21 protein-coding genes are annotated in these 23,448 nt (G+C 66.8%); 5 read left to right on the top strand and 16 right to left on the bottom strand.

Translation table 11 applies throughout. The features are described 5' to 3' along the window. Nucleotides 1-3 precede the first annotated feature (3 nt). Both ACFWB0_RS13725 and ACFWB0_RS13720 read right to left on the bottom strand, forming a co-directional pair. Nucleotides 4-822 (bottom strand): ATP-binding cassette domain-containing protein, encoded by an 819-nt coding sequence (locus ACFWB0_RS13725; protein WP_378490992.1) that lies wholly within the window; start codon nucleotides 820-822, stop codon nucleotides 4-6. Between the two features lie 94 nt (nucleotides 823-916). Then, on the bottom strand, nucleotides 917-2,197 hold the full coding sequence (locus ACFWB0_RS13720; protein ID WP_378490991.1) for an amidohydrolase family protein: 1,281 nt from the start codon (nucleotides 2,195-2,197) through the stop codon (nucleotides 917-919). Between the two features lie 187 nt (nucleotides 2,198-2,384). On the opposite strand from ACFWB0_RS13720, the gene ACFWB0_RS13715 reads away from it, so the two are divergent. Continuing rightward, a complete protein-coding gene (locus ACFWB0_RS13715) occupies nucleotides 2,385-3,026 on the top strand; it encodes a hypothetical protein (RefSeq protein ID WP_378490990.1) in 642 nt (213 codons plus the stop codon). 20 nt (nucleotides 3,027-3,046) lie between these two features. On the opposite strand, the gene ligA is transcribed toward ACFWB0_RS13715, so the two are convergent. The 8 genes from ligA to ACFWB0_RS13675 form a co-directional block, all read right to left on the bottom strand. Then, complete coding sequence (ligA, locus tag ACFWB0_RS13710) at nucleotides 3,047-5,149, bottom strand: NAD-dependent DNA ligase LigA (protein ID WP_378490989.1); 2,103 nt, start codon at nucleotides 5,147-5,149, stop codon at nucleotides 3,047-3,049. A gap of 36 nt (nucleotides 5,150-5,185) precedes the next feature. Beyond that, nucleotides 5,186-6,163 carry a methionine synthase gene (locus ACFWB0_RS13705; RefSeq protein ID WP_378491016.1) on the bottom strand — a complete coding sequence of 326 codons (978 nt, stop codon included), beginning with the start codon at nucleotides 6,161-6,163 and terminating at the stop codon, nucleotides 5,186-5,188. A gap of 47 nt (nucleotides 6,164-6,210) precedes the next feature. After that, nucleotides 6,211-7,329 (bottom strand): tRNA 2-thiouridine(34) synthase MnmA, encoded by a 1,119-nt coding sequence (mnmA, locus tag ACFWB0_RS13700; RefSeq protein ID WP_378490988.1) that lies wholly within the window; start codon nucleotides 7,327-7,329, stop codon nucleotides 6,211-6,213. Further along, on the bottom strand, nucleotides 7,326-8,561 hold the full coding sequence (locus ACFWB0_RS13695) for a cysteine desulfurase family protein (protein ID WP_378490987.1): 1,236 nt from the start codon (nucleotides 8,559-8,561) through the stop codon (nucleotides 7,326-7,328). Before ACFWB0_RS13695 ends, mnmA begins: the two co-directional genes overlap by 4 nt. 42 nt (nucleotides 8,562-8,603) lie before the next feature. Further along, nucleotides 8,604-9,482, bottom strand: coding sequence for a lysophospholipid acyltransferase family protein (locus ACFWB0_RS13690; protein ID WP_378490986.1), 879 nt, complete (start codon nucleotides 9,480-9,482; stop codon nucleotides 8,604-8,606). Further along, nucleotides 9,479-10,342: a GNAT family N-acetyltransferase gene (locus ACFWB0_RS13685; protein WP_378490985.1), complete on the bottom strand. Its 864-nt coding sequence runs from the start codon at nucleotides 10,340-10,342 to the stop codon at nucleotides 9,479-9,481. The genes ACFWB0_RS13690 and ACFWB0_RS13685 overlap by 4 nt, the downstream gene beginning before the upstream one ends. Nucleotides 10,343-10,474: 132 nt before the next feature. Then, complete coding sequence (locus ACFWB0_RS13680; protein ID WP_378490984.1) at nucleotides 10,475-11,431, bottom strand: electron transfer flavoprotein subunit alpha/FixB family protein; 957 nt, start codon at nucleotides 11,429-11,431, stop codon at nucleotides 10,475-10,477. Nucleotides 11,432-11,479: 48 nt separating this feature from the next. Then, nucleotides 11,480-12,265: an electron transfer flavoprotein subunit beta/FixA family protein gene (locus ACFWB0_RS13675; RefSeq protein ID WP_378490983.1), complete on the bottom strand. Its 786-nt coding sequence runs from the start codon at nucleotides 12,263-12,265 to the stop codon at nucleotides 11,480-11,482. Between the two features lie 175 nt (nucleotides 12,266-12,440). On the opposite strand from ACFWB0_RS13675, the gene ACFWB0_RS13670 reads away from it, so the two are divergent. From ACFWB0_RS13670 to ACFWB0_RS13660, 3 genes are read left to right on the top strand one after another with little or no spacing between them, the layout of a single operon-like run. Further along, nucleotides 12,441-13,274: a class I SAM-dependent methyltransferase gene (locus ACFWB0_RS13670; RefSeq protein WP_378491015.1), complete on the top strand. Its 834-nt coding sequence runs from the start codon at nucleotides 12,441-12,443 to the stop codon at nucleotides 13,272-13,274. Between the two features lie 26 nt (nucleotides 13,275-13,300). After that, on the top strand, nucleotides 13,301-14,824 hold the full coding sequence (locus ACFWB0_RS13665; protein WP_378491014.1) for a 1,4-alpha-glucan branching protein domain-containing protein: 1,524 nt from the start codon (nucleotides 13,301-13,303) through the stop codon (nucleotides 14,822-14,824). 20 nt (nucleotides 14,825-14,844) lie between these two features. Further along, on the top strand, nucleotides 14,845-16,092 hold the full coding sequence (locus ACFWB0_RS13660) for a glycosyltransferase family 4 protein (RefSeq protein ID WP_378491013.1): 1,248 nt from the start codon (nucleotides 14,845-14,847) through the stop codon (nucleotides 16,090-16,092). Nucleotide 16,093: 1 nt separating this feature from the next. On the opposite strand, the gene ACFWB0_RS13655 is transcribed toward ACFWB0_RS13660, so the two are convergent. The 3 genes from ACFWB0_RS13655 to ACFWB0_RS13645 are packed head-to-tail and all read right to left on the bottom strand — an operon-like array spanning nucleotide 16,094 to nucleotide 18,985. Next, the gene (locus ACFWB0_RS13655) at nucleotides 16,094-16,660 is read right to left on the bottom strand and encodes a GNAT family N-acetyltransferase (protein WP_378490982.1); all 567 of its coding nucleotides are present in this window, start codon (nucleotides 16,658-16,660) and stop codon (nucleotides 16,094-16,096) included. 31 nt (nucleotides 16,661-16,691) lie between these two features. Continuing rightward, complete coding sequence (locus tag ACFWB0_RS13650) at nucleotides 16,692-18,197, bottom strand: amidase (RefSeq protein WP_378490981.1); 1,506 nt, start codon at nucleotides 18,195-18,197, stop codon at nucleotides 16,692-16,694. Nucleotides 18,198-18,220: 23 nt separating this feature from the next. Beyond that, nucleotides 18,221-18,985 carry an acyltransferase gene (locus ACFWB0_RS13645; protein ID WP_378490980.1) on the bottom strand — a complete coding sequence of 255 codons (765 nt, stop codon included), beginning with the start codon at nucleotides 18,983-18,985 and terminating at the stop codon, nucleotides 18,221-18,223. Nucleotides 18,986-19,102: 117 nt separating this feature from the next. Here ACFWB0_RS13645 and ACFWB0_RS13640 point away from each other — a divergent pair, with 117 nt between their 5' ends. Continuing rightward, nucleotides 19,103-20,419 carry a PQQ-binding-like beta-propeller repeat protein gene (locus ACFWB0_RS13640; RefSeq protein ID WP_378490979.1) on the top strand — a complete coding sequence of 439 codons (1,317 nt, stop codon included), beginning with the start codon at nucleotides 19,103-19,105 and terminating at the stop codon, nucleotides 20,417-20,419. A 9-nt stretch (nucleotides 20,420-20,428) separates the two neighbouring features. Here ACFWB0_RS13640 and ACFWB0_RS13635 read toward each other — a convergent pair whose 3' ends face one another. The 3 genes from ACFWB0_RS13635 to ACFWB0_RS13625 are packed head-to-tail and all read right to left on the bottom strand — an operon-like array spanning nucleotide 20,429 to nucleotide 23,396. Next, a complete protein-coding gene (locus ACFWB0_RS13635) occupies nucleotides 20,429-21,586 on the bottom strand; it encodes a class I SAM-dependent methyltransferase (protein WP_378490978.1) in 1,158 nt (385 codons plus the stop codon). Continuing rightward, on the bottom strand, nucleotides 21,587-22,564 hold the full coding sequence (locus ACFWB0_RS13630) for a class I SAM-dependent methyltransferase (protein WP_378490977.1): 978 nt from the start codon (nucleotides 22,562-22,564) through the stop codon (nucleotides 21,587-21,589). A 52-nt stretch (nucleotides 22,565-22,616) separates the two neighbouring features. After that, the gene (locus ACFWB0_RS13625) at nucleotides 22,617-23,396 is read right to left on the bottom strand and encodes an enoyl-CoA hydratase-related protein (RefSeq protein ID WP_378490976.1); all 780 of its coding nucleotides are present in this window, start codon (nucleotides 23,394-23,396) and stop codon (nucleotides 22,617-22,619) included. Nucleotides 23,397-23,448 lie beyond the last annotated feature (52 nt).

Here is a 23,448-nt window from a genome sequence, read left to right as displayed (position 1 = left end):
GGGTCACCTCCCTTGAGTCATGACGCCGATGTCGCCGGGACCGAGAAGCCCGCGCATGTCCACCACGGCGCGCACTCCGGTGCCCGGCTCCAGTGGGTTCACATCGGCAGTGATCACCGATTGCTGTTCTCCTAGTGCAACAAGCCTCTCCAGCAGGATGGCACGCTCCATATCGTCGGCGATCTTGTCGATCCGACCCACCACCAGCAGTGGAGGTCGGCGAGTGTTTGCGACCGCGATCCGCAGCAGTAGTTGCTGGAGCTCGGGCAGATCGTCGACGAAGGCGTTGAGCGATGGCAGCGGCACGTCGCCGAAGACCTCCGCGCACGTGTCGGCGACACCGGCCTCGTCGACGCGCGGAACGAATTTGTACCACGGCGAATCCCAGCGCTTCTGCTCGGTCACGATGTCGCGCACAGTGACCGACGGTTGTACATCGTCGAGCTCGTTCATGCAGGCGATCGCAGACCGGGCGAGAACCTTGGCCGGCTTGTTCTCGAAACCGAGGATGGTGAGCGACCCCCGCGTCAGCCGCATTCTCCCGCACAACGCCATGAGCAGCGCCGTGCGTGCGGCGCCGGCCTGCCCCGCCACCACCGTCACGCCACCCTCGTCGATATCCAGGTCGAGGGGACCGAACACGTGACCCCACGGGCCGTGAAGTTCGATCGCTCGCGCGGAGACCAGGCTTCCCGGAATCTGCCCCCATGCCGAGCCGTCCGAATCGGAAGCTTCGGGGCTGTCATCATCCGGGGAGTCGTGTTGCTGGTAGTAGTATTCATATTCTTCGGAGTCGTATTCGTCGAGATTCGTTTCGGCCACTCCACACCCCACACTTCCGCGTCATTTCACCAACGACATCCGGGTACATCTCGGCAGTGACATCGCGTACGAGGTCACTGCCGGAACGATGCGTTCAGAGTTGGTTCTTCACAACCTGACCGTTCTTGACGATCACCGACAGATTCTTGGCGGGGTCTGCCAGCAGGTTCAGATCCTCGAGAGGATTGCCGTCGACTAGGAGGACATCGGCCCAGGCACCTTGTCGGATCACCCCGAACTCTGCTTGGCGGTACGGATCCCGCTCACCTGCGAGCCTGAAGAGCTCGGCGTTACCCGATGTGAGCATCGTCAGCGACTCGAGATTGGTGTAGTGATCGCCGAGGCGAGCGGCCATCTCACTCTGCCGCGGTGCGATCTGGGGCTCGAGCAGCAGGTCGGTGCCCCATGCGGTCTTGACACCGTGCTTCTTCGCCCACTCGTAGACGTGGTCCACGCCCGTGCAGATCTCCCGGTCCTTCTCCGCGCGATCCGGGTCGGGATAGTGGTGGTCGCCGAGCGCGAAGGGCTGCATCGACAGCCACACTTCCTTCTCCGCGATCAGCGCGATGGTCTCCTCGTCTGCGAGATGACCGTGTTCGATCGACCGCACACCGGCCGCGATCGCCCGCCGGATCCCTGTGACGTTGTAGACGTGCGTCGCAACGTAGGTACCGTAATCGGTCGCCGCGTTCACCGCCGCCCGCAGTTCCTTGTCGATGAACTGCACGGTGTACAGCGGGTCGTACATCGACGCCGCTCCGCCGCCGACCATCAATTTGATCTGCGAGGCGCCCTTCTTCAGCTGCTCTCGTACACCCGCAAGAACTTGATCCTCCCCGTCCGCGACCCGCATGAACCCGATCTGTTCGGCACGGCTCTGGTCACCACCGAACACGGTCGGACACTGGTAGACGAATCCGAAGTCACCGTGCCCGCTGGTCTGGGAGAGCGCGGCCTGGGAAGGGTAGATCCGCGGCCCCTCGAACAGGCCCCGGTCGATCACCGACTTGATACTGGCGGTGTCGCCGGCCATGTCACGCACGGCTGTGAAGCCTCGATGCAACATGTTCTTCGCCTCGGCCAGACCGTTCAACGCGATATGGGATTCGGAGCCCATCACCATGTCGATGTACGAGTTGGCATTGCCCACCAGGTGGACATGAGCATCGCTCATCCCGGGCATCAGTACTCGATCGGCTCCGTCGACGACGACCGTCTCGCGGCCGGGCTCGTCGCCGATCGGCGACTCCGATACCGCCGCGATTCTGTCGCCATCGATCAAGACGTCTCCGCCGAGCAGATCACCGGACTGCCCGTCGAACACGCGAACATTGCGAAACAACAAACGCTTACTGGAATCCGGGGTTGCGGCCATGAGCGGGACGTTAATCGGGATGGTTCCCGGCGCGCTCCCGATCCAATCGCCCGCAGGCAGAATTCACCCTCCCACTTCACCCTTGCCGCATTGCCCACGGAGTTTCCCTCTCGAACAGGGACTTTCGGCGCCATTCGCCATCCTCATACTTCGCGTGTCGTGCTGCGGGGTGTTCTACACTGCCGCCATGTTGATCCGCCCGACCTTGCGTATTCAGTCCTGGGGATTCGTCGTGGGGGCTTTCCTCTTCGCGCTCGGATCAGCGCCGGGTATTTCCAGTGCCTTGGGAACCGCCGGCGCCAATACTTCCTTCTTCGTCGGATCGTGGTTCTTCACGGGCGCAGCGTTCATACAGTTGATGCTGAGCGGCGCAGCGACGGTTTCGGACAAACAGGGCGTCGGCATTCGTGCCGAATGGCTGTCGGCGCTGATCCAGTTCCTCGGCACGCTCTTGTTCAACGTGAGCACCGGAGCAGCCCTGCACGCGCACACCGTCAAGGGAGAAATGCACCTGGTGTGGAACCCGAATCTCGAGGGGTCGCTGTGCTTCCTCGTCTCGAGTGCGCTCGCAGTGCTGATCCTGTGGCGAGCGAAGGCGTACTGGGCACCGCGTTCCAAGGACTGGCAGAGCGTGTGGCTCAATACGCTCGGGTCCATCGCCTTCGGCGTGTCCGCCGTCGGGTCGTTCGTCCTCGACACCGGTAACACACTCGACCCGAATCTCGCCAACATCGGAACGTTCGTCGGTGCTCTGTGCTTCCTTCTTGCCTCTGCCGTCTTCCTCGGTAAGCAGAACGCACCCGAGCCGGCACGCTCCGTGGCCTCCTGAACCTTCGTCGACGCTCGGCGTCAGGATTCGGATTCGTCGGGTGAACCGAGAACCGCGTCGGGTCCCTGTTCGAGAAGGATGCGGAATGCATCCTCCTCGAGAATCGGGATGCCCAGATCCGATGCTTTGTCGGCCTTGGACCCCGGATTGTCGCCGACCACGACGAAGGCCGTCTTCTTCGACACCGAGCCCGCCGCCTTCCCTCCTCGCGCGAGGATCGCTTCCTTCGCCTCGTCGCGGGAGAGCCCGGCGAGCGTGCCGGTCACCACGATCGACATTCCCTCGAGGGTGCGCGCGATGGATTCGTCGCGTTCATCCTCCATCCGGACACCGGCGGCAGCCCATTTGTCGACGATCGCCACATGCCAGCCGACGGTGAACCATTCGACGACAGCCGCGGCGATGGTGCCACCGACACCTTCGACGGCGGCGAGTTCGTCGAGGGACGCGGTCCGGATCCGCTCGAGACTGCCGAATTCGGTGGCCAGCGCCCGGGCCGCAGTAGGACCCACGTGCCGGATCGACAGGGCCACGAGAACCCGCCAGAGCGGTTTGTCCTTCGCCCTGTCGAGATTCTGCAGCAGGCGCTCACCGTTCTTGGACAACACGCCTTTCGCGGTCTTGAAGATCGACGTGCGCATCAGATCGTCGGCGGTGAGCGAGAACAGATCGCCTTCGTCGCCGATCGCCTCGGATTCGAGCAGAGCCGTTGCCGCCTCGTAGCCGAGAGCTTCGATATCGAACGCACCGCGCCCCGCAACGTGGAACACCCGCTCACGCAACTGTGCGGGGCAGTACTGCTGGTTCGGGCAACGCAGGTCGACGTCGCCCTCCTTCGCCGGTGCGAGCGGGGTCGCGCATTCGGGGCACTCGGTGGGCATCACGAAGGCGCGTTCGCTGCCGTCGCGCAGATCGACCACCGGCCCGAGTACCTCGGGTATCACGTCGCCGGCCTTACGCAGCACAACGGTGTCGCCGATGAGAACACCCTTGCGCTCCACTTCGGACCCGTTGTGCAGGGTCGCGAGCGACACGGTGGAACCGGCGACAGCAACAGGTTCCATGTAGGCGAACGGCGTCACGCGGCCCGTGCGCCCTACGCTGACCCGGATGTCGATCAGCTCGGTGGTGACTTCCTCGGGCGGATACTTGTAGGCGATCGCCCAGCGCGGGGCTCGCGAGGTCGACCCGAAGCGGCGGTGCAGCGCCATCTCGTCGATCTTCACGACGAGCCCGTCGATCTCGTGTTCGACGTCGTGGCGATGCTCGCCCCAGTACTTCATCCGTTCGATCACCGCGTCGGCGCCGGTGACTCGGAGGGTGTGCGGCGATACGGGTAGCCCCCAGGCGGCGAGCGCATCGTAGGCATCGGATTGCGATTCGGGTCGGAAACCTTCGATCCGGCCGAGTCCGTGGCAGATCATTCCGAGGCGGCGTTTCGCCGTCACCGCGGGATTCTTCTGACGCAGCGACCCCGCGGCCGAGTTCCGGGGATTGGCGAACGGAGGTTTACCTTCGGCAACGAGACTCGCGTTGAGTGCCTGGAAATCTTCGAGTCTGAAGAACACTTCACCGCGGACCTCGAGGACGTCCGGAATCGGGTATTCGTCAGTGGCAGTGAGCTTTTCCGGAATAGAATTGATGGTCCTGGCGTTGAGCGTGACCAGTTCACCGGTACGTCCGTCGCCGCGCGTCGCCGCACGCACGAGGCGTCCGTTCTCGTAGACGAGATTCAGCGCGACGCCGTCGATCTTGACCTCGCACAGGTAGTGCAGATCCGATCCGGCCTCGGATTCGACGCGGGAGAGCCAGGCACGAAGTTCGTCCTCGTCGAAGACGTTGTCGAGGCTGAGCATGCGCTGGAGGTGGTCCACAGCGGTGAAATCGGTGGCGAAGCCGCCGCCGACGAGCTGGGTGGGCGAATCGGGGGTACGAAGGTCCGAATACTGCTCTTCGAGCGCATCGAGTTGCCCGAGCAGCTGATCGAACTCGCCGTCGGAGATGACCGGAGCGTCGCGTACGTAGTAGCGGAACTGATGTCCGCGCACTTCCTCCGCGAGCTGCTGCCAGCGCTCGCGCACTTCTGATGGAGCTGTGTGGGCCACGTCCGTCGGTTCACTCACAGCTTGCAAGCCTAGTCGAGGGGACCGACGAACCCGTCAGAGTGATTCGGGGTCTTCGGCGAATGCTGCGGAAATGTCGTTCGCCAATCGGAGCGCGGTCCGTGCCCAGGTGGGGTCGGCGTCCGCCAGCCCGCACGCGGGGGTGACCGACACCGAACGCAGGACGGAGCGTGCGAATCCGAGCCGGTCGATCAACGCCACGGCCGGCTCTGCCAGCTCCCGCCAGGTCGGAGGCTTCTCCGGCGCGGTCGTCGGGATCAGACCCAGAAGCAGGGTCGTGCCCGAATCGAGAAGTTCGCCCACCGCGTCGAGATTCGCGCGGTTCAGCCGGCCGAGGTCGAACGAGACGGCGTCGGCCGCACTGCGACGCAGCAGCCCTGCGGGCAGACCACCCGAGCAGCAGTGCACCGCGGTCGACGATCCGAGACCGGTGAGAGTCGCGTCGAGGACATGCAGAGCCTCGGGCTCCGGTACGGCAGGCACGCTTTCGAGCATGGTGCGCCCTTGCAGCGACCCGGCGAGTACGGCAGGAAGTGCAGGCTCGTCGAGTTGGACGACCGTCGAGACGCCGAGGCGCCGCCGAAGTTCGGCCGCGTGCCGAGAGACACCTTCCGCGAGCGACTCCGACAGGTCGCGCACGGCACCCCGGTCGACGAGCGCGCGTTTCCCCGTCGCCAACTCGGCATGCGCAGCGAGCGTCCACGGTCCGATCGACTGAACCTTGACGGTGCGATCGGGCCCGGCTCCGGCGAGTTCCCATGCCTCCTCGAATGCGTCGAGGTCCTGCTTCAGTAGGTCTTCTGCGACACGTGCCACCGCACCACGTCCGGCGCGCAGACGGTAGCCGGTGGTCGTGGCGTCGAGATTCATGTCGACGAGCAGCGCACTCGCCCGCCCGATCATGTCGGCTCCGAGCCCTCGTGCGGGGAGCTCCACCAGGTGCGGCAGCGCCGGAAGTTCTCCGACGATCACCGCGGCGGCCTCGCGGGTATCGACGCCCGGCCATGATCCCATTCCGGTGGCCAGACCCGCCCAGGGGTTCACACCGGACGGCTCTGACGTCACTGTTCTCCTGTCGTGGCGGTTGCGGCGATCGTGCCGCTACCCAGAACGATGTCGCCTGCAGGATCGGGGCGATAGAGGACCGCTGCCTGACCTGCGGCAACACCGGTGAGGGGTTCGCGAAGAGATATCTCGATGCCCCCCTCGAGACTCGGGACGCCATCACCGCTGCCGACCGCTTCGGCGACCGCCTCGGCGAGCCCCCCGTGTGCGCGGACCTGCACGACGCATTCGATCGGTCCGACCGGAGCAGAACCCGACGTCCACACAGCACGTTCGGCTCTGATCGACGACACCTGCAGTCGTTCGGCGCTACCCACCTTCACGGTGCCGGTCTCGGGTTCGATTTCCGTGACGTAACGAGGACGTCCGTCGGCGCCCGGTCCTGCGATCCCGAGGCCCTTGCGCTGCCCGATCGTGAAGCCGTGCACGCCTTCATGTTCGGCAAGCACCTCACCCGAATCGGCGTCGACGACAGCACCCGGCCGGACACCGATCCGAGCTCCGAGGAATGCTCGGGTATCGCCCGACGGAATGAAACAGATGTCGTGGCTGTCCGGCTTGTTCGCCACTGCCAGGCCACGCTCGGCGGCCTCTTCACGAATCCGATCCTTCGGGGTGTCGCCCACAGGGAACATCGCACGCGAAAGTTGTTCCGCGGTCAGCACTGCCAGAACATAGGACTGATCCTTGTCCGCGTCGACCGCACGACGCAGGACCCCGGCGTCGAGCTGCGCGTAATGGCCGGTCGCGACGGCGTCGAACCCGAGGGCGACGGCGCGATCCGCCAGCGCCGAGAACTTGATCTTCTCGTTGCACCGCAGGCACGGATTGGGGGTCTGCCCGGCGGCGTAGGACGCAACGAAGTCGTCGATCACGTCTTCCTTGAACCGATCAGCGAAATCCCATACATAGAAAGGAATCCCGAGCACATCGGCAGCACGGCGCGCATCACCGGCGTCTTCCTTGGAACAACATCCGCGCGATCCGGTGCGTAACGTACCCGGCGCCGTCGACAACGCCAGATGCACACCGACCACCTCGTGGCCGGCCTCGACGGCACGGGCCGCGGCAACCGCCGAGTCCACACCGCCGCTCATCGCCGCAAGAATCCTCATCCCCGGTCACCTCCTCGTCCGCCGACGCTCGCCATTCCGGCGGCGCGTGCTCGCTCCACCACCTGCGGCAACGCCGCGAGCAGAGCTTCGATATCTTCTCGGGTCGTAGTGTGCCCCAACGAGAATCGCAGGGACCCTCGCGAGGCAGCGGGATCGCATCCCATTGCCACCAGCACATGACTTGCTCGTGCCACTCCCGCGGTGCACGCCGAACCCGTCGAGCATTCGATCCCGGCGGCGTCCAGCAGCATCAGCAATGAATCGCCTTCGCACCCGGGGAAAGTGAAATGTGCATTGCCCGGCAACCGGTTCGCGCCGCGCGGCCCGTTGAGCACCGCATCGGGCACGACACGTTCGACACCGGAGATCAAGGTATCGCGCAAGGTCTCGAGTTCCGCGGCTCGTGCCCGCAGTTCGGTGGTCGCCTGGCGGAGAGCCGCCGCCATACCCACGATCGACGCGGCGTCCTGGGTTCCGGACCGCACATCGCGTTCGTGACCGCCGCCGTGGGCGAGCGGGACGCACGGCACTTGCCTGCCCAGCAGCAGGGCGCCCACGCCCTGGGGCCCGCCGAACTTGTGTGCGGCCAACGTGAGGGCAGACAGGCCGCTCGCCGTGAAATCAACGGGCAGGTGTGCCACTGCCTGGACCGCGTCGCTGTGGAAGGGGACGTCGAACTCTGCGGCCACAGCAGCGAGCTCGACGATCGGCATCACGGTGCCGACCTCGTTGTTCGCCCACATGACGGTCACGAGCGCGACCTCGTCTGCGTGTGCCGCGAGCTCCTCGCGCAACGCGCGCGGATCGACACACCCGGTTTCGTCGACGGGCAGCCACGTCACGTCTGCGTCCTCGTGCTCGACGAGCCATTCGACGGCATCGAGCACAGCGTGGTGTTCCACTGCGCTCGCGATGATGCGGCGACGACGTGGATCCTGCGCGCGTCTCCCCCAGAAGATTCCCTTGACGGCGAGGTTGTCGCCCTCAGTGCCGCCCGAGACGAAGATCACCTCGGAGGGCCGTGCACCGAGATCGGCCGCGATCGACTCGCGGGCCTCCTCGATTCGGCGCCTGGCTGCACGACCGGAACCGTGCAGTGAAGACGCATTACCGACGGTCGCGAACACCTGCGTCATCGCCTCGATCGCCGCAGGCAACATGGGTGTGGTCGCGGCGTGGTCGAGGTAGACGGTCTTCGAAATGCCGGACGGACCGGCGGCGGGCAAGGTCATGACCGATCCAGGATAGCGGGTCCGCTGGGGTGAGCGTCGGGGTCACCCGGGTGACGGTGCGCTCACCTCCGGAAGCCGGGTCGGCGCCGCCGCCGGACCCACATGCCGGACGGCTACTCCTTCGGTCGACCTCGCCGCCCGCTCACACCGTGCAGCGAGGTCGCGACGATCGGCACCCGGCCACTCAAGCGGGGCGAGAGTCACCGACGCGACCAACCCTCGCGAACGCACGAGCCTGGCTATCGACGCCCCGATCGCTTCCTCGCCGACGAATGCCGGACCGGTAGTCCGAACACCGGTGTGATCGAGGTAGGCGAACCCGATGGGCTGCACCGGGCATTCCGCATCTATCGCTGCCTCGAACAGTGCTGAGCGGAACCCACCGTAGGCACGGCCACACCAGGTCGTCCCTTCGGGAAAGACTGCGACGCGCTCGCCTTCCTTCAACCGTGTCCGGACGGTATCGACGACTCCGGGCAGAGCACGCAGGCGTTCACGTTCGATCGGGATCACTCGCATCCGCCGCGCCAGCGATCCGAGCGTGCCCCGGTCGAGCAGATCGGCGCGCGCGACGAATCCCGCAGGGGCCACGGCCATGATCACCAGCACATCGATCCATGACACGTGGGGAGCCACAACGAGGAGTCCTCCGTCGTATCCGCGCCGGTCGCGTAGGTCGGTGACGGCGATCCTCATCCCCACGCACCGGAGCAGACCCCGGGCACCCGCGCGCAGCAGGGCCTCCCGCGCCGGGACGGGAACGCGCCGGGCCGCGACGAGGATCGGCGCGCAGGCGAGGACGGCCACGACGGTGAGGACGCGCATGGCGACCGTCGGCCACGCGACCCGGAGCGACGTCGAGGGGAGACAGCCGTCGCCACACGGGCTCGCGGGCATCCATGCGTGCGGGCGCGTGGTCATGCCGGAACCGCGGTTCCGCTCGGAGCCGTCTCGCCGCTCACCGCTTCGCTACTCTCGGCAGCGCCGCGCAGGCGCTCCAGGTAGCGCGTGTTCGCGTCGTGCAGGCTCAGCATCGCGACGAAGTCCGCGACCCCGAATTCGGGGTCGTGGGCAGGTTCACCACAGATCCGAGCACCGAGCCGCAGGTATCCGCGCATGAGAGGCGGAACGACGAGCCGCGCGGGCCGCGCGATTTCGTCGAGGCATCTGCCGTCGACCACCACCGGGTTCAGCGGGCGGACCTGCCGTTCCTGCTCGATACCGTGGCGCGCGAGCACCATGTCGCGGACGCCGCGGACGTCGACTCCCGCAGTATCGCCGGGATGCATCCGCATCGGCACCGATACACAGCCGATGACCCGATCGTGGCCGGTCAGTTCCAGGTAGCGCAAGATTCCGGCCCACATGAGGGTCAGGACGGATCCGGAGCGGTGCGCCGAATCGACACACGCGCGACCCATCTCCACAGCACGCAGACCGTGGGGGTCGAGTGCCGAGAGGTCGAACTCGGTGTCGGTGTAATAGCCACCGGCCGCGAGCGCCGCGCTCGGCGACAACATCCGGTAGCAGCCGACGAGTTCGCCGGTACCGATCTCGTGTGCGAGCAGATGGTCGCAGAATTCGTCGAACGGGTCGGCGTCGAGGTCGCTTCCGTCCGCGGGGAGTGTGAAGCCGGGTTCGGTAGCGAACACCCGGCGGCGCAGCCGCTGCGCTGCTTCCCTGTGGTGTGCCTCGGTGGAGATGCTCAGGGAGTATCGCGGGCCGGACAGCACCGGAACCGTGAATTCTCGTGTGTGTGACAGCACCGCTGATGTGGTCATGCTGCAGGTGTAGCGCGGCGGTGCGGCACCACGGCAGCGATGCGGTGTCTCGTTCGTGAACAGGGTGGAACAACCGCGCGGCCCCACCCCGGAAGTCCGGAATGGGGCCGCGCGGAGTACGCGAAGGGCCGATCAGCCCTTGTGCTTCTTGACGGCCTCGGTGAGCTGCGGTGCGACGTTGAACAGGTCGCCCACGACGCCGTAGTCCGCGATCTCGAAGATCGGGGCCTCTTCGTCCTTGTTGACCGCGATGATGGTCTTCGAGGTCTGCATGCCTGCGCGGTGCTGGATGGCACCGGAGATGCCGAGCGCGACGTACAGCTGCGGCGAGACGGTCTTACCCGTCTGACCGACCTGGAACTGGCCCGGGTAGTAGCCGGAGTCCACGGCGGCGCGGGATGCGCCGACTGCTGCACCGAGCGAGTCTGCGAGCTCCTCGACGACCGAGAACTTGTCGGCGCTGCCGACACCGCGGCCACCGGAGACGACGATCGACGCCTCGGTGAGCTCCGGGCGGTCGCCACCGGCGACGGGCTCACGCGAGGTGACCTTGACGGCGTTCTCCTCCTGCGCCGGAACCTCGACGTCGACGCGTTCCGCGGCACCGGCCTGCGGCGCGGCCTCGATGGCACCCGGGCGAACCGAGACGACCGGAACCTCACCGTTGGCCTTGGCGTCGACGGTGAACGCGCCACCGAAGATCGAGTGGACGGCCGAGCCGTCGCTCTTGACGTCGACGACATCGACGAGCAGGCCCGAACCGATACGCGCGGCGAGACGGCCCGACACCTCCTTGCCCTCGACCGATGCTGCGGTGAGAACCGCTGCGGGGCTGGTGGACTCGACGAGGGCGGCGAGGACGTCGACCTTCGGGGTCACCAGGTAGCCGTCGATGACGTCGGACTCCGCTGCGTAGACCTTGGCGGCACCGGCCGCGGCGAGCGCGTCCTGCAGCTTGTCTGCGGTACCGGCGGGGCCTGCGACGACGGCGGACGGCTCACCGAGTGCGCGTGCAGCGGTGATGAGCTCGACGCTGACCTTCTTCAGTGCACCCTCGGCGTGCTCGACGAGCACAAGTACTTCTGCCATTGCTTGCTTCTCTCCCTAGATATGTCTGCTGTGTGCCGTGGGGCGCGATCAGATGATCTTGTGGCCGACCAGGTAGCTGGCGATCTGATTGCCGCCCTCACCCTCGTCCGCGACGCGCTCACCCGCGGTACGCGGGGGCTTCGGCGTGACACCGGTCACGGTGCTGGCGGCGTTGGCGACACCGAAGATCTCGGGGTCGAGACCGATGTCGGCAAGCGTGAGGGTCTGCACTTCCTTCTTCTTCGCGGCCATGATGCCCTTGAAGGACGGGAAGCGCGGCTCGTTGATCTTCTCGGTGACCGAGATGATGGCAGGCAGCGGCGCTTCGATGCCGAAAAGGCCCTCGTCGGTCTCACGCTCGCCGGAAGCCTTGCCGTCGGCGATGGTCAGCTTGCGCAGATGGGTCAGATGGGGCAGACCCAGGTACTCGGCAATGATCGCCGGCACGGCGCCTACGCGGCCGTCGGTGGCCTCGTTACCTGCGATGACCAGCTCGACGCCCTCGATCTGACCGAGCGCGGCAGCAAGCGCGTACGAGGTCTGGATGGCGTCCGATCCGTGGAGAGCGGGATCGTTGAGGTGGATGGCCTTGTCTGCACCCATCGACAGCGCCTTGCGGATCGCATCGGTAGCGCGGTCGGGACCGGCCGTGAGGACAGTCACCTCGCCGCCGTCGCGCTCCTTGACGAGCAGGGCTTCTTCGACGGCCCGCTCGTTGATCTCGTCGAGCACGGCATCGGCTGCTTCACGGTCGAGGGTGAAGTCGCCGTCGGTGAGCTTGCGCTCGGACCACGTGTCGGGGACCTGCTTGATCAAAACGACGATGTTCGTCATGGGTCTACGTCGACCTCCTGTGTGTAGCTGCTTCGGATCGGAGCGGCGATGCCTGAACCGACTACTCGTGCCTGTCGCACGGCGTGTGCGATAGATTACCAAACGCTAAGTTACCCATTGGTAACTTAGCGAATTTCCCGGTTCACCATAACCGCAGACGAGGAGAGAAATGGCTGTGATCTGGACCACCGAGGCCGACACCACAGGCAGTGGGTCTACTCTCGGGGCGGTGAGCGACTCCACCGTCCGCGCCGACGGCGCGCAACAGCTGCCACTTACCGGCGAACGGACCGTCCCCGGCATCGCCGAGGAGAACTACTGGTTCCGGCGCCACGAGGTGGTCTACCGCGACCTGCTGCATCGATGCGCCGGCCGCACAGTCCTCGAGGCAGGCGCCGGCGAGGGCTACGGAGCCGACATGATCGCCGACATCGCCACGCGCGTCATCGGACTCGACTACGACGAGAGCGCGGTCGCCCACATCCGCGCCCGCTACCCGCGCGTCGACATCCGCCAGGGCAACCTCGCAGCACTGCCCTTGGACGACGCGTCCGTCGACACGGTGGTGAATTTCCAAGTCATCGAACACCTCTGGGACCAAGCGCAATTCCTTCGTGAGTGCCACCGTGTCCTGACACCCGGGGGCGAACTGCTCATCAGCACCCCCAATCGCATCACCTTCTCCCCCGGACGCGACACCCCACTCAACCCGTTCCACACCCGCGAACTCAACGCTTCCGAACTCACCGAACTCCTCGTCGACGCGGGATTCCGGGTCGAGCTCGTCACCGGCGTCCACCACGGCTCCACGCTGCGTGCACTCGACGCCAAGTACGGCGGTTCATTCATCGACGCACAGATCGAGCGTGCCCTCGCGGGCGAACCGTGGCCCGATGCGCTGACTTCCGACGTCGCGGCCATCACCTCCGACGACTTCGCTCTCTTCCCCGAAAACATCGACGACAGTCTCGACCTGGTCGCGATCGCGGTGAAAGATCCCGCGCCGTGACCTCCGAATCGACACGCGAACCGGGGATGTTCGCACTGGTCCTGCACTCCCACCTCCCGTGGCTCGCGAACCACGGGAGGTGGCCGGTCGGCGAAGAATGGTTGTATCAGTCCTGGGCCGCGACCTACCTGCCCGTCGTCGACGTCCTGAACCGCCTCGCCGACGAGGGGCGCACGCGGCTGCTGACCCTCGGCATCACGCCCGTGCTCGCCGCGCAGCTCGACGATCCGCACAGCCTCACCGGTATGCACCACTGGCTCGGCAACTGGAAGCTGCGCGCACACGAGGCCGCAGGAATGACAGAACCGTCCTATCGCGCACTCGGCGCCCGTGAGCATCGGGCCGCCGACCGGGCACTCGAAACCTTCGAAACCCAGTGGCGGCACGGCGGATCGCCCGTCATCCGCACCCTCATCGATGCCGACACCATCGAACTCCTCGGCGGACCGCTCGCGCATCCGTTCCAACCGTTGCTCGATCCCCGACTGCGCGCGTTCTCGCTGTCCGAAGGACTCGCGGACGCTCACCAGCGATGGCATCACACTCCGCGTGGAATCTGGGGACCCGAATGCGGATTCACCCCGGGCATGGAAAAAGGTTACGCTGCAGCGGGTGTCGAGCATTTCATGGTCGACGGCCCGGCACTGCACGGCGACACCGCACTCGGGCGCACCGTCCACGAGTCGGACGTGGTGTGTTTCGGCCGCGACCTGAAGGTCTCGTACCGAGTGTGGTCCCCGAAGTCCGGATACCCGGGTCATTCCGCATACCGCGACTTCCACACCTATTGCCACGACACGGGGCTCAAGCCCGCGCGGGTCACCGGACGCACCGTCGCATCGGAGGACAAGGCCCCGTACGACCCCGACCTCGCGTCGGCGGCTCTCGATCGGCACGTCGCCGATTTCGTCGACACCGTACGCGGGCGCCTGCGCAGCGAATCGACCCGTATCGGGCGCGACGCTCTCGTCGTCGCCGCGTTCGACACCGAACTGTTCGGGCACTGGTGGTACGAGGGGCCGATCTTCCTCGAACGCCTGCTGCGGGCGCTACCTGAGGCGGGAATCGAGGTCGGCACGCTCTCGGACGCACGCGACCGCGGATTCGTCGGCGGACCGGTGGAGCTCGAGGACTCGTCGTGGGGTTCGGGCAAGGACTGGCGCGTGTGGGCCGGCGATCAGGTCGCCGATCTCGTCCAGCTCGACGACGAGGTCGTCGCCACCGCACTCGACACCATCGACAAGTCCCGCGAGGCACTCGGATCGAGTGCACCGATCCTGCGCAACCGGGTGCACGACCAGATTCTGCGCGAAGCACTGATGACCGTCTCGAGCGACTGGGCATTCATGGTCAGCAAGGACACCGCGGCGGGCTATGCACGCGACCGCGCCCACAAGCACGCCCACGCGACACGCGAGATCGCTGCCGCGGTCGCCGCCGGTCGCGACGCAGCAGCGACACAACTCGCCGACGCGTGGAACCGAGCCGACAATCTGTTCCCCGGGCTCGACGCACGGCGTCTTCCCGGACGACACGGAGGCCCCCTGTGACATCGACGATTGCCCCGCGTCTGAAGATCCTTCTGGTGTCCTGGGAGTACCCCCCGGTCGTGGTGGGTGGGCTCGGTAGGCACGTCCATCATCTGGCCACCGAGCTCTCCGCCGCCGGGCACGAGGTGGTGGTGCTGTCGCGGCGCCCCACCGGTACCGACGCATCGACCCACCCGACCATCACCCACATCGCCGAGGGTGTTCTCGTCGTCGCGGTCGCCGAAGACGTGCCGCACTTCGAGTTCGGCACGGATATGCTCGCCTGGACCCTCGCGATGGGACATGCGATGGTTCGCGCCGGCGTCGGGCTCAGCCGCGGCGGAATCGGCGACGGCTGGTACCCCGACGTCGTGCACGCACACGATTGGCTCGTCGCGCATCCGGCGATCGCACTCGCCGAATTCTTCGATGTCCCACTTGTTTCCACCCTCCACGCCACCGAAGCGGGCCGCCACAGCGGATGGCTGTCGGGTCGCATCAACCGGCAGGTGCACTCGGTCGAGTGGTGGCTGGCGAACGAATCGGATGCGCTCATCACGTGTTCGGCATCCATGCGCGACGAAGTCACCGAACTGTACGGCCCCACGCTGCCCAAGATCTCGGTCATCCGCAACGGCATCGACATCACCACCTGGTCGTACCGGGAACGGCAACCCCGGGCTGTGTCCGCACAACTGCTGTACGTCGGCCGACTCGAGTACGAGAAGGGTGTGCAGGACGCGATCGCGGCGTTGCCGAAGATCCGGCGCTCGCATCCGGGCACCACGCTCGTCGTCGCGGGTGAGGGTACCCAGTTCGAGTGGCTTCGCGAACAGGCCCGCCTGCACAGGGTCGCGAGATCGGTGACCTTCGTGGGCAACCTCGACCACACCGAACTGCTCGGATGGCTGCACGGCGCCGACGCCATCGTCCTGCCGAGCCGCTACGAACCGTTCGGGATCATCGCCCTCGAAGCGGCGGCAGCGGGAATCCCGCTCGTCACATCGACCGCGGGTGGTCTCGGTGAAGCCGTGGTCGACGGCGCGACAGGACTGTCGTTCCAGCCAGGCGATGTCGCAGGCCTGGTGTCTGCGGTACGCGAGACCCTCGACGATCCTGCCGCAGCCCAGGATCGGGCGCGTGCGGCCCGCGAACGACTCACCGACGACTTCGACTGGGGCGTGGTCGCCGAGGAGACGGTCCAGGTCTACGCAGCCGCGAAACGCCGGGTCCGGCATCCGATGGCCCGGCCGACAATCCCGCAGCGTCCTCTGCCGGACCGCGGCTGAACTACCGGACGTCCTCGTCGATGCACAGATCCTTGCGGTATCTGTCGACCTCGCACGGCACGGCGAGCATCTCCACGAGCTCCGGGTGCGCCGCATCTACGGGGGCGGTGCCAACCGGCCGATAGCCGACCGCGGAGTACCACTGCGCGAGGAACTGCTTCGGCGGCAACTCGACGTCGCGGGGGCGGATGACCTCGAGTTGCATCACGCCGCAGCCCTCCGCTGCACACCGCTGCTCGGCGAAACGCACCAGCCTGCGGCCGATGCCGAGACCGCGGAAGCGAGGCGGGGTGGCGAGCATCCCGAACTCCGCCGTGTGCTCGTCGAGTCGGACCACCCGGATACACCCGACGAGTGTGTCGCCGAGCCATGCCGCGACGATCTCACCGGCGCGGATCATCCCGTCGATCTCGGAGACACTCGTGCGCATCGTTCCGCTCACCCACATGCCGTCCTCCGCGACGGCGTAGACGGAGTTCACGATGTCGGCGACCGCAGCGCACACTTCGGGCCCGTCACCGGCGGCCAATTCGGTGATGCGCACCGCATCGCTCATCGTCCCTGTCATCACACACCTCGATCCTGCTCGTCGTCCGGGCCTACTTCGACGACACATCCGGCGCAGGTAACAACGGCGGCTGCTTGTCGAACCACGGCCTGGCCTGTTCGAGTTCACCGGCGAGCGAGAGCAACAGCGCCTCACCGCCGAGCGGTGCGACGAACTGCACTCCCAGCGGTACCCCCTCAGCGGTCCAGTGCAGGGGAACCGAGATCGCCGGGCGTCCCGTGATATTCGCGAGTTGCGTGTAGGGGGTGCGGCCGAGGTTGTCGTCGATCACCTTGTCGATCAACCCGCCCCAGCGCGCGAGTCGCCCCAACCGCGCCGTCATGAGTACCGATCCGAGTGTCCGCATCCACGTGGGTGTGGTCAGCTCACCGACCCGCGCCGGCGGATACGCCAGCGTAGGGGTGAGCAACAAGTCGTAGCGCTCGTGGAACGCAGACAGGTCGCGGACGTAGTCGGCCCATCGAGCATGTGCAGCAAGGTAGTCCGGGGCCGATACCGACCGGCCGAGCGCGGCCATGATCCGGGTGTCGAACTCGAAGCCGTCCGATCCACACCCGGTACGCCGGCGAGTATCGTCGACTTCGAGGGCAAGCGATGCGAACCACATCGTCAGAAAGTCGGCAGCGAGACGACGCTCGTCGATTCCGGTGTCGGCCGGTTCGACCCGGTGGCCGAGCTCGTCGAGCAAGACCACCGCACGCTCGACCGCCGCGACGGCTTCGGGGTCGACGCCGGTACCGATCGGAGAGGCGGTTGCGTAGCCGATCCGCAGTCGACGCGGTGGCGTATTTGCCTCCGCGGCATAGGAACTCGAGACACGATCTACCGAATACGGTGCCGCCGGGTACGGACCCGCCATCACGTCGAGCATCGCGGCCGAGTCGCGTACCGTCCGGCTGATCACACCGTTGGAGACCGCGCCATGCAACGGCTCCCCACCGACCGGCCCCGTGGGCACCACACCTCGACCGGGTTTGAGACCGACCAGACCGCAGCATGCCGCCGGGATACGGATGGAGCCACCTCCGTCGTTCGCACCCGCCGCCGGAACGACACCGGCGGCCACGGCCGCCGCGGAACCACCCGAAGAACCGCCGGGGGTGAGCGCACGATTCCACGGATTACGGGTTATGCCACCCGATTCCGGCTCGGTGATACCCTTCGCACCGAACTCGGGCGTGTTGGTCTTGCCGAAGATGACGAGACCTGCGTCGACCCAGCGGTCCACCACCACAGCGTTCTGCGCAACCGGAAGATCGGCGAGGGCTCGGGAGCCGCTCCCGGTGGGCGTTCCGATCACATCCTGCAGGAGGTCCTTGACCAGGAACGGCACGCCCGCGAACGGCCCCGTCAGCGGGCCGTCCGCGCGTACCCGGGCCCGATCGTCGAGTCGCTGCACGACCGTGTTCAGTGCCGGGTCGACGGCGTCCAGGCGCGCGAGCGCCGTGTCGAGCAACTCGACCGGCGATACTTCGCCCCGGGCCACGAGTCCCGCGAGCCCCACCGCGTCGTAGCGGCGATACTCGGCATACTCCACCGTCGTGTCCTTCCAGAGGCCCGTCAGGGTGCAGTGTTCGCGTCGACGGGCGGGTCGCCCGCCTTCTTGCGTGCGATGTCCTCGAGTGCCGCGACATAGGCCGCGCGGTCGGCCGCGCCTGCCTCCCAGGCGTCCTTGCGATTCTTCACGACCCGGGCGGGGGACCCGACGGCGATGCCGTAGTCGGGGACATCGCCCTTGACGACAGCGTGGGCACCGAGTACGCACCCTCGACCGACCCGGGTACCGCGCAGCACAGAGACCTTCGCCGCGATCCAGGTGTCGGGGCCGATCCGGACGGGGCTCTTCACGATGCCCTGGTCCTTGATCGGGTAGGTGATGTCCTCGGTGCGATGGTCGAAGTCGCAGATGTAACACCAGTCGGCGACCAGAGTCGACGCGCCGATCTCGATATCGAGGTAGGTGTTCACCACATTGTCCTTGCCGAATACGACCTTGTCGCCGATGCGCAGGGATCCTTCGTGGCACCGGATGGCGTTGCCGTCGCCGATGTGGACCCATTTACCGATCTCGAGTCGCGCCAGTTCCGGTGTCGCGTGGATCTCCACATTCTTGCCCAGGAACACCATCCCGCGCAGCACGACGTGTGGATTCGCAAGCTTGAACTTCGCCAGCCGGTAGTACCGTACGAGATACCACGGGGTGTACGCCTTGTTCGACATCACCCACCGCAGCGAGGACGGTGTCAGAAATCGGGCCTGGTCCGGATCGCGACGCCGCGAACCACGCCACCTGGTGCTCAACGGTGCACCCCACATGCTCGTCATGGCACGCAAGCCTACGGTGTCGGAACACACAGCCTACGGTCTGCCTCGCCCGGAGCGTGAAACACCCGGCCCGATACGCTGGCGACTCGAATCCGAAAGTCGTGAAGGAGTTGAGCGATGCGGGGTGCCCGGCGGGCTGCGGTGCTGACGGCAACGGCAGCACTTGCGTTGAGCGGGTGCGGTGGCGGTAGCGGCGATACCGATGGACCGTACTCGGCGGGCGCATGGCCCGGACGCCATTCGGATGCGCGCAACAGCAACACGACCGTCAGCGAGGGTCTCGACGATGTCACGTCGTCGTGGACGCGGGCGACCGGCAGCGCTGTCGGGTCACCGCCAACGGTGGCACCGAACGGCCAGATCACCATCACCTCGGCCACGGACGCCGGCTGCAACATCTTCTCGTACCAGATGGACAACGGGCGCAAGCGCTGGTGCACTCGTCTCGGTCCCGGGGTTGCGGACATCAGCCCGGTGGCCGACAACGTCGCCAACGTCTACGTCGGCGAGGCCGGTGGTCTGTTCTCGTTCAACGAGCACGGTCAGCGCCGCTGGCGGATCCCGGTGAGCGGCACTCCCCGCACGGCACAGTTCGCTGGCGACGGAAGCCTCGTCGTGGTCACACATTTCGGCCAGGTCAACATCGTCGATCCGCAGACCGGGATGCTCCGTGCGCCCCTGTTCGATCTGGTTCCGATCCCCACGATCGCCGACGGCACCGACATCCCCCGCCTGGACCCCGACCACGGACTGGCCGGTTGTTTCGGCGGCTCCCCCGACTGCCCCGTCGCCACCACCCCCGCCATCGACCAGGACACCGGCCGGATCTTCACGACGGTGTGGCGTTCCGGCGCCGACCGCGCGGCGCTGGTCGCCTTGCGGTACCCGGGTGGCGACAACCCCGTGATCACCGAGGAGTGGTCGAACGTCGATCTTCCGGGCGGCGCGACCACAAGTCCCGTGCTCTCGTCCGATGCCACGACCGCGTACGTCCACGACGGCGAGGGCGCGTTGTGGGCCGTCGACGCCGAGACCGGACGGCCCCGCTGGAGTCACGACCTCGGATACACCCCCGCGACCGGCCCTGCCGTCACCGAGGACGGGCTGCTCGTCGTGTCGGCCGGTGGCCCATCGGGCGCGCTGTTCGCACTGCGCGACACGGGCGACGGCGTCGAGTCCGCATGGGAGCGCGACGATGTCCGGCAGGCCGGTGTCCCGGCGCTGACGGCGAACGGTCGCGGCTACACGGTTGTCCAGGGCGACGGCGGCCTCACAGCGCTGGTGTTCGATGTAGCCGACGGACGGACCCTCGACGAAGAGACACTTCCCGAGACGACCGGATTCTCGGTGGGAACGGCGGTCGGGCCCGACGGCCAGCTGATCGCCACCACCGTCCGGGGAGAGATCCACGTGCTGGACGGACCCGAGGACTGAGTACGCCTGTCAGCGGCTCGCTTCACACACGAACGCCACAGGTGTGCGGCCGACGCGGGTGAGCACCACGCTCAGCGCGCGGTTGCCGCGCAGCTTCAATCGGGGACGTAGCTGCGCGGGGTCGACGTCGACCCCGCGCACGAGGATCTCCGCCGAACCGCACTCGAGGCGGGTCAGAATCTGCCGCAGATTCTTCTCCGAATACTTCAGCTGTTCGAGGATCCGGAAACCGCGCACGCCGTCGGGAAGTGCGTCGCCGGTGAGATAGGCGATGCGCGGGTCGAGTTGCCACAGTCCGTGTGCGGCCGCATAGTGCCGGACAAGGCCCGCGCGTACGATCGCGCCGTCCGGGTCGATGATCCACTCCCCCGGCGCCTGCTCCGGGATGTCGTCGTCCATCGCGTCGGTGACCTCGACGGCCGTCCCACCCGACCTCAGGACTGTGGCGCGACGGCGGATCCCTGGTTCGCTCAGGCCGGGTGAATAGAGACAGGCCTCCCGCACACCCGAGTCGAGCGAGACGATCTCGACCTCGCCGTCCCAGCCGAGCTTGTCGAAGTCGAGGCCCGGAGCGCACTTCACAGCCAGATCGCGGCCGGAGTAGACGGCGAGGAGGTCGGGCAGCGGCGGCTGCAGTGCGGCCGGATCGTGAGTGCGCCGGCCGCCGGAGCGTCGCGCCGGATCGGCGATCACGGTGGTTCCGCGTGTCACCGGCCGCAATGCGTCGGCTCGCACCACGTGGGCGGCGGGAACGTTGTGGACCGCCATCGCGAGGCGCACCTCGTCGAGGTCGCTTCCCACCACGGTGGTGGCCACATCGACCAATGCGGCCAGCTCGGCGCCCACCGAACAGGTCACGTCGTGGACCTGCCGACCCGCGAGCCGGTGCGCCCGATGAGCGGCGACCGGGGAGGGAGTCGCCTGCTGCACCGCGTCGTCGGTCAGCAACCATCCTCCGGCGCCCGCGAGCTTGGCTGCGGCCTTGCGACGCGCCAGCACAGTCTCGACGAGCGATGCCGCACGGTCACCGAAACGCGTACGCGCCCAACCGATATCGGAGAGGTGCGTACGCGTCGACAGTTCGCGGCCGTCGACAGCGGCCAACGCTGCGACGCCCGGATCCGACGCAAGATACCCCACGTCGGCGAGCGTGAACTCGTAGCCCAACTACTTGCCGGGCTTCACGCCGGTGATCATCACGTTGTAGAAGAAGCTGCGCGGCACGACATGCTTGAGCACGTTCTCGTCGACCCAGCTCAGCGTCTTCCAGCCACCGAACGCGAACCTCGCCCAGTTCCAGCCCAGCTTCTCCTCGGGCACCGCGGCCTCGAACGTACGGACCGGCCACCCGAGCAACGCAGCGGCGAACTCTTCGCTCGACGCCTTGACCTCGACTGCGCCCGCCGACGCGGCGAGCTTCTCGAGGTCTGCGGGATCGAAGGTGTGCAGGTCGACGACCGCTTCGAGCGCCGCAGCGCGTGAGGACTCGTCGAGTTCGGTCTGCGGGCGACGCCAGTCGCTCAGGAACGGCAGCTTGGTGACGGTGGTGGTCGCCTCCCACGTGGCGCGACCGAGCCAGCGCGCGTAGAAGTTGCCGACGGTGCTCGGCTCACCCGCGAAGACGAAACGCCCGCCCGGCTTGAGCACGCGCAGCACCTCCCGCAGCGACTGCTCGACGTCGGGAATGTGGTGCAGCACCGCGTGCCCGACGACGAGGTCGAAGGTGTCGTCCTCGTAAGGGATGGTTTCGGCGTCGGCGACCCGGCCGTCGACGTCCAGGCCGAGGTGCTCCGCGTTGCGCAGTGCAACCTTGACCATGCCGGGCGACAGATCGGTGACCGACCCACTCGACGCGACTCCACCCTGCATCAGGTTGAGCAGGAAAAATCCCGTGCCACACCCGAGTTCGAGGGCGCGCTCGTACGGCAGCTGCTGCTCACCGGCGGCGAGGTCGAAGCGACCGCGTGCGTAGTCGATACAGCGTTCGTCGTAGGAGATCGACCACTTCTCGTCGTAGGTCTCGGCTTCCCAGTCGTGGTAGAGCACCTGGGCGAGCTTGGAGTCCTCGAGAGCAGCCGCAACCTGTTCGGCGGTGGCGTGCGGGTTCGGCGCGGGGTCGGTCCCGTCGGTCCTGCTTGCAGTCATGACGCAGATCCTACCCGGCAGTAAGCACTCGACAAGTGTCCCGTCCCGACGACTATTTTCCCAGGAATTCGGCCTTGCCCGGCCCGTTCTCGATGAACGACTGCATGCCGATCGTACGGTCCTCGGTGGCGAACAACCCGGCGAACACATGTTGCTCGATCTTCAGGCCGGTGTCGAGATCGGTATCGAGTCCCTGGTCGATCGCGGCCTTCGCTGCTGCGAGCGCACGGCTCGCGCCCGTGGCGAACTGCGAGGCCCACGTGCGTGCGGCGTCGTACACGGCGTCGGGGGCGACCACCTCGTCGACGAGCCCGATCGCAAGGGCTTCGTCGGCGCCGACGAAGCGACCGGTGAAGACGATGTCCTTGGCCTTCGAAGGCCCGACGAGACGTGCCAGACGCTGGGTTCCGCCGCCGCCGGGGATGATTCCGAGCAGCACTTCGGGGGTACCGACCTTGACGTTGTCGCCTGCGATACGGCGATCGGCGCCGAGTGCAAGCTCGAGGCCGCCACCGAGTGCATACCCGGTGAGCGCTGCGACCGTGGGCTTCGGGATGTCGGCAACCGAACCGAGGGCCGACTGCAGGTCGTCGACGATCTTGCTCATCTGCACGAAGTTCAGGTCGGCCATTTCCTTGATGTCGGCGCCGGCGGCGAAGACCTTCTCACCGCCGTACACGATCACAGCCTTGACGTCGTCGCGCACGGTGGCTTCACGCGCGGCGTCCCGGATCTCCTCCTGAACCTGCCGGTTGAGGGCATTCATCGGAGGACGGTCCAGCCGGATCGTGCCGATGCCGTCGGAAACCTCGAGTGTCACGAATTCAGCCATGGCCTCAGCCTAGAGGTCCCCGGGTGCGCCGTCTCGACAAGGCCGAGGCAGT

It is taken from the genome of Rhodococcus sp. NPDC060086 (assembly GCF_042730275.1).
Classification (GTDB): Bacteria; Actinomycetota; Actinomycetes; order Mycobacteriales; family Mycobacteriaceae; genus Rhodococcus.
The sequence above is the reverse complement of the archived record's forward strand: the minus strand, read 5'-3'. Positions and strand labels throughout refer to the sequence as shown.